The 9,169-nt window shown below is 71.8% G+C and carries 6 protein-coding genes and 1 tRNA gene; 4 read left to right on the top strand and 3 right to left on the bottom strand.

Annotated elements, in window-relative coordinates; translation table 11 throughout:
• Nucleotides 1–16 precede the first annotated feature (16 nt).
• From VMF51_RS08220 to VMF51_RS08210, 3 genes are all read left to right on the top strand, one after another.
• A complete protein-coding gene (locus tag VMF51_RS08220; protein ID WP_325473928.1) occupies nt 17–1,075 on the top strand; it encodes an aldo/keto reductase in 1,059 nt (352 codons plus the stop codon).
• A 23-nt stretch (nt 1,076–1,098) separates the two neighbouring features.
• A complete protein-coding gene (locus VMF51_RS08215; RefSeq protein WP_325473927.1) occupies nt 1,099–2,130 on the top strand; it encodes an aldo/keto reductase in 1,032 nt (343 codons plus the stop codon).
• A gap of 105 nt (nt 2,131–2,235) precedes the next feature.
• A complete protein-coding gene (locus tag VMF51_RS08210) occupies nt 2,236–3,561 on the top strand; it encodes an NtaA/DmoA family FMN-dependent monooxygenase (RefSeq protein ID WP_325473926.1) in 1,326 nt (441 codons plus the stop codon).
• 10 nt (nt 3,562–3,571) lie between these two features.
• Here VMF51_RS08210 and VMF51_RS08205 read toward each other — a convergent pair whose 3' ends face one another.
• The gene (locus tag VMF51_RS08205) at nt 3,572–5,011 is read right to left on the bottom strand and encodes an NAD(P)/FAD-dependent oxidoreductase (protein ID WP_325473925.1); all 1,440 of its coding nucleotides are present in this window, start codon (nt 5,009–5,011) and stop codon (nt 3,572–3,574) included.
• A gap of 64 nt (nt 5,012–5,075) precedes the next feature.
• Between VMF51_RS08205 and VMF51_RS08200 the strand changes: the two genes are divergently transcribed.
• Nucleotides 5,076–5,885 carry an NADPH-dependent oxidoreductase gene (locus VMF51_RS08200; RefSeq protein ID WP_325473924.1) on the top strand — a complete coding sequence of 270 codons (810 nt, stop codon included), beginning with the start codon at nt 5,076–5,078 and terminating at the stop codon, nt 5,883–5,885.
• A 189-nt stretch (nt 5,886–6,074) separates the two neighbouring features.
• On the opposite strand, the gene VMF51_RS08195 is transcribed toward VMF51_RS08200, so the two are convergent.
• Nucleotides 6,075–6,151 (bottom strand) — tRNA-Met (locus VMF51_RS08195).
• 48 nt (nt 6,152–6,199) lie between these two features.
• Nucleotides 6,200–9,169, bottom strand: coding sequence for a UPF0182 family protein (locus tag VMF51_RS08190; protein WP_325473923.1), 2,970 nt, complete (start codon nt 9,167–9,169; stop codon nt 6,200–6,202).

Raw genomic sequence — 9,169 nt, 5'->3', positions numbered from 1 at the left:
GTACGAAAGGAAACCCGTGACCATCGAGGTCAACCGCGTTCTCGGCCGCACCGGCGTCCGGCTCGGCCCCCTCACCCTCGGCACCATGAACTTCGGCCGCTTCCAGGAGGAGGACGAGAGCATCCGCATCATCGGCGCGGCGCTCGACGCCGGCATCGTGTCGATCGACACCGCCGACACCTACGCCCACGGCGGGTCCGAGGAGATCATCGGCAAGGCCGTCAAGGGCCGCCGCGACGACATCTTCCTGGCCACCAAGTTCCACGGCCCGATGAGCGACAACCCGCTGCACGGCGGCAACTCGCGGCGCTGGATCGTGCAGGAGGTCGAGAACAGCCTGCGTCGTCTCGACACCGACCGCATCGACCTCTACCAGGCGCACCGGCCCGACAGCCGGACCAGCCTGCTGGAGACCCTGCACGCCCTCAACGACCTGATCCGGCAGGGCAAGATCCTCTACTACGGCACCTCGACCTTTCCCGCGCACCAGCAGGTGGAGGCGCACTGGCTCGCCGAGAAGCACGGGCTGATCGCCCCGCACACCGAGCAGCTGCCGTACTCGCTGCTCGTGCGTGGCGCGGAGCGCGAGGTCTTCCCGGTCGTGCAGAAGTACGGCGTCGGCGTGATCAGCTACGGACCCCTCGCCGCGGGCTGGCTGTCGGGCAAGTACCGCATCGGCGTCGACCAGCCGGAGTCGAAGCGGGCCGACATGATCCCCGGCCGCTTCGACATCGACCTCGAGCGCAACCAGCGCAAGCTGGCCGCCGCCGACGCCCTGGCCCGGCTGGCCGAGGACAACGGGCTCACCCTGATCGAGCTCTCCGTGGCGTTCGCGCTGAACCACCCCGCGATCACCAGCGTCATCATCGGCCCGCGCACCCAGGAGCATCTGGAGGCCTACCTGAAGGCCGCGACCGTGGAGCTCACCGACGACGTGCTGGACCGCGTCGACGAGATCGTCGACCCCGGGACGCACTTCCTCGAGCGCGACACCGGCGCCTACACGGCCTCGCTGCAGCCGGCCGCCCTGCGGGCCTCGCGGCCCGTGCCCGCCCGCTCGCACCGCGACCACTGACCCTTCCCCGAAAGGACCCTCCCATGACCCACGGCCCCCTCGAGAAGCCGTTCCTCGCCGCCGACGAGCGCTACGAGCACATCGGCTTCCGCCCCACCGGCGCGTCCGGCCTGACGCTGCCGTCGCTGTCCTTCGGCCTCTGGCAGAAGTTCGGCCGGGACTACTCCTTCGAGACCCAGCGCGAGATCATCCTGCACGCCTTCGAGCTCGGCATCGCGCACTTCGACAACGCCGACCGCTACGGCCCGCCGATCCGCGGCGCACAGCTCACCTTCGGGCGGGTGCTGGAGAAGGACCTCGCGCCGTACCGCGACGAGCTGATCCTCTCCACGAAGGCCGGCGGCGACATCGGCCCGAGCCCCTACACGAAGGGCGGGTCGCGCAAGTCGCTGCTCACCTCGCTCGAGCACAGCCTGCGCGACCTCGGGACCGACTACGTGGACGTCTTCTACCACCACCGCCCCGACCTCGACGTACCGCTGGAGGAGACGGCGGGCGCGCTGGTGAGCGCCGTCCAGCAGGGCAAGGCGCTGTACGTCGGCATCTCGAACTACCAGCCGGACCGCGCGGAGGCGATCGCCGGGCTGCTGCGCGAGGCCGGCGTACCGCTGCTGATCCACCAGCCGCGCTACTCCATCTTCGACCGCAGCATCGAGCGCAACGGGCTGCTGGAGCTCTCGGCCGCCCAGGGCTTCGGGCTCATCGTCTACTCGCCGCTCGCCCAGGGCCTGCTGACGAACAAGTACCTCGAGTCGATCCCCGAGGGCGCCCGGGCCGCGAACTCGCGCTTCCTCTCGCAGGACTCCATCGACGACACCTACCGGCAGCGGGCCGCGGAGCTCAACAAGCTCGCGGAGTCGCGCGGGCAGTCGCTCGCCCAGCTGGCGATTCAGTGGGTGCTCCGCAAGCCCGAGGTCTCCTCGGCGCTGGTGGGCGCGAGCTCGACCTGGCAGCTCGACCACAACGTCGCGGCGCTCGACGCGGCGCCGCTGACCGACGAGGAGCTGGCCATCATCGACGAGCACGGCGTGCACGGCACCGGCCTGAACCTGTGACCCCGATGGCGTGAGCACGATGACGCGGCCCGGTCTGCGCCGTTCTGCCGGCGACGACCGGGCCGCGTCGTACGGCGGCGCCCCTCTCCCTCCTCAGGAGTCCCGATGACCTTCCACCTGGTGGCGTCGCTGCAGACGCCCGGCCACTTCCGCACCGCCTGGCGGCTCCCGCACGCCGACCCGCTCGCGACGTTCGACGTGGCGCACTTCCGGCGCCTGGCCCGAACGGCCGACGAGGTCGGCCTGGACGCGATCTTCCTCGGCGACGCCCCGGCGATCGCCGCCGACATCGGCGCGCAGCCCGCCAACGGCATCGACCCGCTGGTGCTCGTCGGCCACCTGCTCGCCGGCACCGAGCGGGTCGGCGGCCTGGTCACCTCCTCCGCGACGTACAACTCGCCGTACAACCTGGCCCGCCGGTTCCAGTCGCTCGACCTGGTCACCGGCGGCCGGGCCGCGGTCAACATCGTGACCACCTACAACCCCGCGGCGGCGGCCAACTTCGGCCTGCCGGAGCCGCTGGACAAGGCGACCCGCTACCGGCGCGCGCACGAGTTCCTGTCCGTGGTCACCCGGCTGTGGGACAGCTGGGAGCCCGGCGCGCTCGCGCCCGACAAGGCGTCCGGGCGGTACGCCGACCCCGCGCGCATCCACGGTCCCGCGCACGAGGGCGAGTTCTTCTCGGTCGCCGGTCCGCTGCCGCTGCCGCACGGCCCGCAGGGACGGCCGGTCGTCATCCAGGCCGGCGGGTCGGAGGGCGGGCTCCGGCTCGCGGGCGACTTCGCGGACGTGGTCTTCACCGTGGCGCAGACGCAGGCCAAGGCGGTCGCGTTCCGCGACGACGTCCACGCCCGGGCGGTCGCGGCCGGCCGCTCGGCGTCCCAGGTCAAGGTCTCGCTCGGCGTGATCGTGCTGGTGGCCGACTCCGAGGAGGACGCGGCTCGCCGTACCGAGGAGCTGTACGCCACGCTGCCGATCGACGACCTGGCCCGTTCGACCCTCGCCGCCCTCGGCCTCCCCGACCACTCGCTCGACGACCCGATCACGGCCGCCGAGCTCCCGGAGATCCCGGTCTCGGAGACGGGCTCGGTCGGCTTCCAGGTCAGCACCCGCGCGCTGGTCGCCGAGCACCCGATGTCGGCGCGCGAGCTGGTCCGGCACAGCGCCGGCGCCGCCGGCGGGCACCGGCTCCTCATCGGCACGGCCGCCCAGATCGCGGACGACCTCGAGGCCTGGTGGCGGGCGGGCGCCGCCGACGGCTTCACGATCATGTACGCCGACACCGCGGTCGACTTCGACCGCTTCGCGCACCGCGTCGTACCCCTCCTGGTCGAACGGGGGCTGTTCGCCCCGGCACCGGTCGGCGTGACCCTGCGCGAGCGGCTCGGCCTCGCCCACCCGCACCGGCAGCGGGCGGACGAGGCCTCCTGACCGGAGCCGGTCAGACCAGCTCGGCGTCCGGGTCCCCGCTCCAGATCGCGTGCGCGTAGGCGTCGCGGTGCGGAGCGGGTCCGGGCGCGGCCGCCGGCGGGGTGCCCTCCTGCGGTACGGCGCGGTCCTCCAGGTAGAGGTCGCGCGCGAGCGCGTCCACCAGCCGAGGCACTCCGGTCGGCAGGCCCTGGGTGTCGCCGACGGGCAGCCCGAAGCTGAGGCCGGCCGCGGCCGAGAAGACCCGGATCCGACTCGCCCACCCGGCGTCCGCAGGGTCCCTGGCGGTCAGCTCGTAGCCGTCACCGAGGTAGGGGAACCGGGCCAGCCCGGGATCGGCGAGGTCCGCCGGCGGGCTGTGGACGTCGCCCCAGAGCGCGATCCGGTCGGCGATGCCGGCGAGGTCGGTCCGCGTGCGGGGGTCGTACTGGTAGCCGGTGCCGGCGATGGCGAAGTCGAGCAGATGCTCGCCGTCGGCGGCGGTGACCCGCAGGAGGTCGCCGTCGACCGCGGCGTCGTGCCAGCCCGCGTCGAGGTGGACGCGGAACCCCGGGTGGGCGGCGGCGCGCTGCACCGACTCGAGGGTGCACGACCGGCCGGCCCGGCCCAGCAGCGCCTTGGCCCGCCAGCGGTCGGCGTCCGGCAGCCGGTGGAAGTTCTCCCGGGCGCCGAGACCGGCACCGTGGACGGCGCCCGGCCCCTGGACGATCAGGTCCGGGCGTCGTACGAAGAGATGCACCTCGCGAGCGCCCGCCTCCAGCGCCGTACCGCAGGCGTCCAGGGCGGAGGCGCCCGCGCCGAGGACGCCGACGACGCGGCCGGCCAGGGCGGCGAAGTCGATGCGGTCGCCGGTGTGCGCGACCAGCGAGGCGGGGAGCGCGCGCAGGAAGTCCGGCAGGTGAGCGCCGCCAGTGCCCTCCACCCCGTTGGCGAGAACCAGCGAGCGGGTGGTCTCGGTGACCGCGACGCCGTCGACGTCCAGCCGGACGACCAGGTGGTCCGCGGCCGGCTCCACCGACACCAGGCGGGTGCGGTGGCGCACCGGCACGGCCAGGGCCTGCTCGAGCCAGGCGACGTACTCGGCCCACACCAGGCGCGGGATGCGCCCGATCTCGTCGTACGCCGCGGGGCCGTGCGCGTCCTCGTACCAGGCGCGGAAGCTCAGCTCCGGGAAGCCGAGCTCGGGTTCGGGCCACTGCTTGGGGGTGCGCAGGTGGCGCATCCGGGCGATGGTCGTCCACACGCCGGTGCCGCCGGGCGCCGCCGCGTCGATCACGGAGGTGCGCGCGACCCCCGCCCGTCGCAGCCCGAAGCCGACGGTCAGGCCGGCCTGTCCCCCGCCGACGACCAGCACGTCGTGGTCGGTGTCGCTGGGCCGCACCCAGGAGGCGGGGTCGGGACCCAGGTAGCGCAGGAATCGGGCAGCGCGCTCGGCGCGGAGGTCGTCGGTCACATTTACTATAGTAATTCAGTCATATTGATGTTGTTCGACCGCATCCGCTCCGTGACCGAGGACCGTGACCACGACCAGCCCCGAAGCCCAGCGGTACGCCGACCCGCGCGTGGCGCTCGACGTCACGAGCGACTCGGTCGACCTGTTGCTGCGGCACCGGTCGGTACGCCGCTTCCGGCCCGACGCGGTCGCCGACGCCCAGCTGCGGACCATCGTGGCGGCCGCCCAGTCGGCTCCCACCTCGTCGAACCTCCAGCCGTGGAGCGTGGTCGCCGTCCGCGACCCCGAGCGCAAGGCCCGGCTGGCCCACCTCGCCGCCGACCAGCGGTTCGTGGCCGAGAACGGGCTCCTGCTGATCTGGGTCGCCGACCTCGGCCGCGCCCGCCGCCTCGCCTGCCGCCACGGCACGGACCTCGCCGCGGCCGACTACCTCGAGACGACGCTGATCGCCTTCATCGACACCGCCCTGGCCGCCCAGAACGCCGTCGTCGCCGCCGAGTCACTCGGCCTCGGCACGGTCTTCGTCGGCGCGATCCGCGACCACCCCAAGCAGGTCGCCGCCGAGCTCGCCCTCCCGCCCCACACCGTCGCCGCGTTCGGTCTCGCCCTCGGCGTCCCCGACCCCGACGCGCCGGCCGGCATCAAGCCCCGCCTGCCGCAGCAGGCGGTGCTCCACCACGAGCAGTACGACGCCGTCACCGCCGACGCCGAGCTGCCGGCGTACGACCGACGGCTCGCGGCGTACCGCGCGTCGTACGGCCTGAGCGGCGACTGGACCACCCGCGTCCTCGCCCGCCTCCGCGGGCCGGAGTCGATGGCCGGGCGGCACCTGCTGCGGGAGGTCCTGCAGCGGCGCGGGCTGCCCAGCCGGTGAGCGGGGCGGGCTTCCGTTGCTTCATCACGGTATGCAGACGATGTGGCACTCCCCACGGCGTACCCACCGTGGGAGGTGCCGGCTGATCTGCATACCGTGATGAGCCTGCACCCAGCGCATGCCCGGGCCACGCAGACCACCGAAATACCGAGAACCCGGATCTACTCGATGTAGATCCGGGTTCTCGATTGGTAGCGGGGGCAGGATTTGAACCTGCGACCTCTGGGTTATGAGCCCAGCGAGCTACCGAGCTGCTCCACCCCGCGTCGGTGAACAGAACATTACGTCATGCGGGGTGGCGCACCAAATCGGGGTCACTCGGCGGGGGGCGTCTCCTCCTCGTCCGGTGCCGGCTCGTCGCCGGTGGCGCGCTGCTCGTCGAGCTGCAGGGCACGGCCGACCAGGTCCTGGGCCTCCTCCACGGCGGTCTGGTAGTCACCGAGCCTGCCCTCGGCAAGGGCGGCCTCGGCCTCGGTGAACTTCCGGTCGGCGCGGGTGAGCAGCGAACGGATCTGCTCCTCGACCGTGCCCTCGGGCTCGGTCGACGGGTCGTCCTCGCCGCCACCGCCGCCGGTGGAACCTCCGCCACCGGTCCCGGTGCCGAGGTCGACGCCGAGCAGGTCGGCGGCGGCCTGGCTCAGGTTGCGCCCGAAGCCCACGTTGTCGTCGAACGCGACGGCGACGTACTGGAAGACCGGGAACCGGCCGCTGCCGGTCTCGCGGATCGTGTAGACCGGTTGGACGTACAGCAGCCGCCCACCGACCGGGATGGTCAGCAGGTTGCCGCGGACCGGCCGCGCCTCACCACCCCTGGTGAACGGCACCAGGGCGTCCTGGAGCTCGGTGTCGGCCGCGATCGAGGCGGCCACCTGGCCCGGGCCGGCGACCTGGGCGCCCTGCGAGACGTCGAGCACCTGGATCCGGCCGTAGTTCTCGCTCGTGGCGTCCGCCACGACCGACATGAAGCTGGCCAGGTTCTGCCGGTTGTACGGGACGAACGTCGACGTCATGGCGAAGTCCGTGCCCCCGTCGACGTTCCCGATCGTCAGGCGGTACGGCGGCTGCAGGCTGGTCTCGCTGTTCGGGTCGGTCGGGACCTCCCAGCGCTCGTTGTCCTGGTACCAGTCGCCCGCGTCGGTGACGTGGTAGCGCGCCAGCTGGTAGCGCTGCGCCTTGAACAGGTCCTCGGGGTAGCGCAGGTGCTCCATCAGTTCCGGCGAGATCTCCGAGCGGTCCTTGACCGTGTCGGGGAAGGCCCCCCGCCACGCCTTCAGCATGGGGTCCTCCTCGTCCCAGGCGTACAGCGTGACCGTGCCGTCGTAGGCGTCGACCGTGGCCTTGACCGCGTTGCGGATGTAGTTGATCTCGTCGGTCGGCAGGGTCTGGAAGGCCGTCTCGTCCTGGATGGACGTGTCGGTCATCTCCTCGAACGACTCCTTCTGCGACTGCGGGTAGCGGTCGGTGGTGGTGTAGCCGTCGATGATCCAGACGATCTTGCCGTCGACCACGGCGGGGACCGGGTCGGCGTCGACGGTCAGCCACGGGGCGACCTTCTCCACCATCTCGGCCGGGTCCCGGTCGTAGAGGATCCGGGAGTTCTCGTGGACGCGGTCGGAGAGGACCAGGTTCGGCTCGCCGAACTTGATGCCGTACATGACCTTGCGGAACAGGTTGCCGACGCCGATGCCGGTCTCGCCGTCGTACGTCGAGGTCGGCTCGGAGCCCTCCGCGACGCCGATCGGGACGTCGAGCTCGAGGTCCGGGGACTCGTCGGACTTCTTGCCGACGATGGAGTACTCCGGGCTGTTCTCGCCGAAGTAGATCCGCGACTCGAACTCGCCGACGACGGCCGTCAGGTCACCCCGGGTGGGGTCGGCCCACTGCGGGTCCTGCTCCTGGTTGGTGGTGATCTCCTGGTTGTCGCGACCACGCTGGTTGCCGTACGCCGCGATCACGCCGTCGCCGTGCGTGTAGACGGTGTGCAGGTTGGCCCAGTTCTGGCTGCTCTGGTTGATGCCGGCCTGGTTGAGCTCGCGCACGCCGATCACGACGTCGCGCGGCGTGCCGTCGACGTCGTACCGGTCGACGTCGAGGACGTCGGCCACGCTGTAGTAGCCGCGGATCTGCTGGGCCTGCTCGAAGGCGGCCGGGACGACGTTCGGGTCGACCAGCCGGACCGGGGTCTCGGCGATCTCGGCGGCGAGCTGCTCGCCCTGGCTCTGCTGGTCGGGCACGGCCGTGATGTCGACGTTGTCGTCGTCGATGTCGAAGGCGGCGCGGGTCGCCTCGATGTTGGCCGCGATGTACGACTCCTCCTTGTCGGCCTCGGTCGGCTTGACCTGGAACTGCTGGACCAGCGCAGGCCAGATCATGCCGAGCAGGACCGCCGAGAGCGCCAGCAGCGCGATGCCGACCGACGGCAGCATCCAGGTGCGCCGCCAGACGTTGAGGAAGAGCAGCACGGCGCAGATCACCGCGATGCCGATCATGATGTTCTTCGCCGGCAGCACCGCGTTCTCGTCGGTGTAGCCCATGCCGGTCAGCAGCCCGCCGGAGTCCGAGGTCAGGTCGAAGCGGTCGAGCCAGTAGTCGCCGCCCTTCGCGAGCACGAAGATCCCGAGCAGCACCGACAGCTGGACCTGCGCGGCTCCGCTGAGCCGGTCACCGGGCGACTGCAGGCGGATGCCGCCGTACAGGTAGTGCACGACCACGGAGGCCAGCAGCGCGACCACCGCGAGAACCATCACGAAGTCGACGAGGTAGTGCAGCCACGGGAGGTCGAAGACGTAGAACCCCACGTCGCGGTTGAAGTAGGGGTCCTTGGTGTCGAAGTCGGTGCCGTTGCGCCACAGCAGGTAGCTGCGCCACTGGCCGACGGCCGACGTGCCGGCGAAGACCCCGAGCACCACGACGGTGCCCACCAGGAGCCAGGTGCGGATGGGCGTGACCGCCTCGCGGTACCGGTCCAGCCCGGTCTGCTCCGGCGAGTTCGGGTGGAACAGCGGCCGGGTGCGGAACGCGACGTACATGCTCACGCCGACCGCGGCCGCCATCAGCACCCCGAACACCACGAACAGCACGATCCGGGTCCACAGCAGGGTGGAGAACACCTCGCCGTACCCGAGGTCGTTGAACCACAGCCGGTCGGTGTAGACCGAGGCGAAGGTGGTCAGCCCGAAGAACGCGAGGACCAGCACCACCGCGGTGATGATCAGGGCTCGGGAGCGTGCGCTGCGCGGTGGTGGCGCCGCGGCGCGCGGGTCCTGGTCGAAAAGCTCGCTCAC

This window comes from Nocardioides sp. (assembly GCF_035503875.1).
Classification (GTDB): domain Bacteria; phylum Actinomycetota; class Actinomycetes; order Propionibacteriales; family Nocardioidaceae; genus Nocardioides.
Note: the sequence above shows the minus strand (reverse complement) of the source record. Positions and strands in the feature narration are given on the sequence as shown.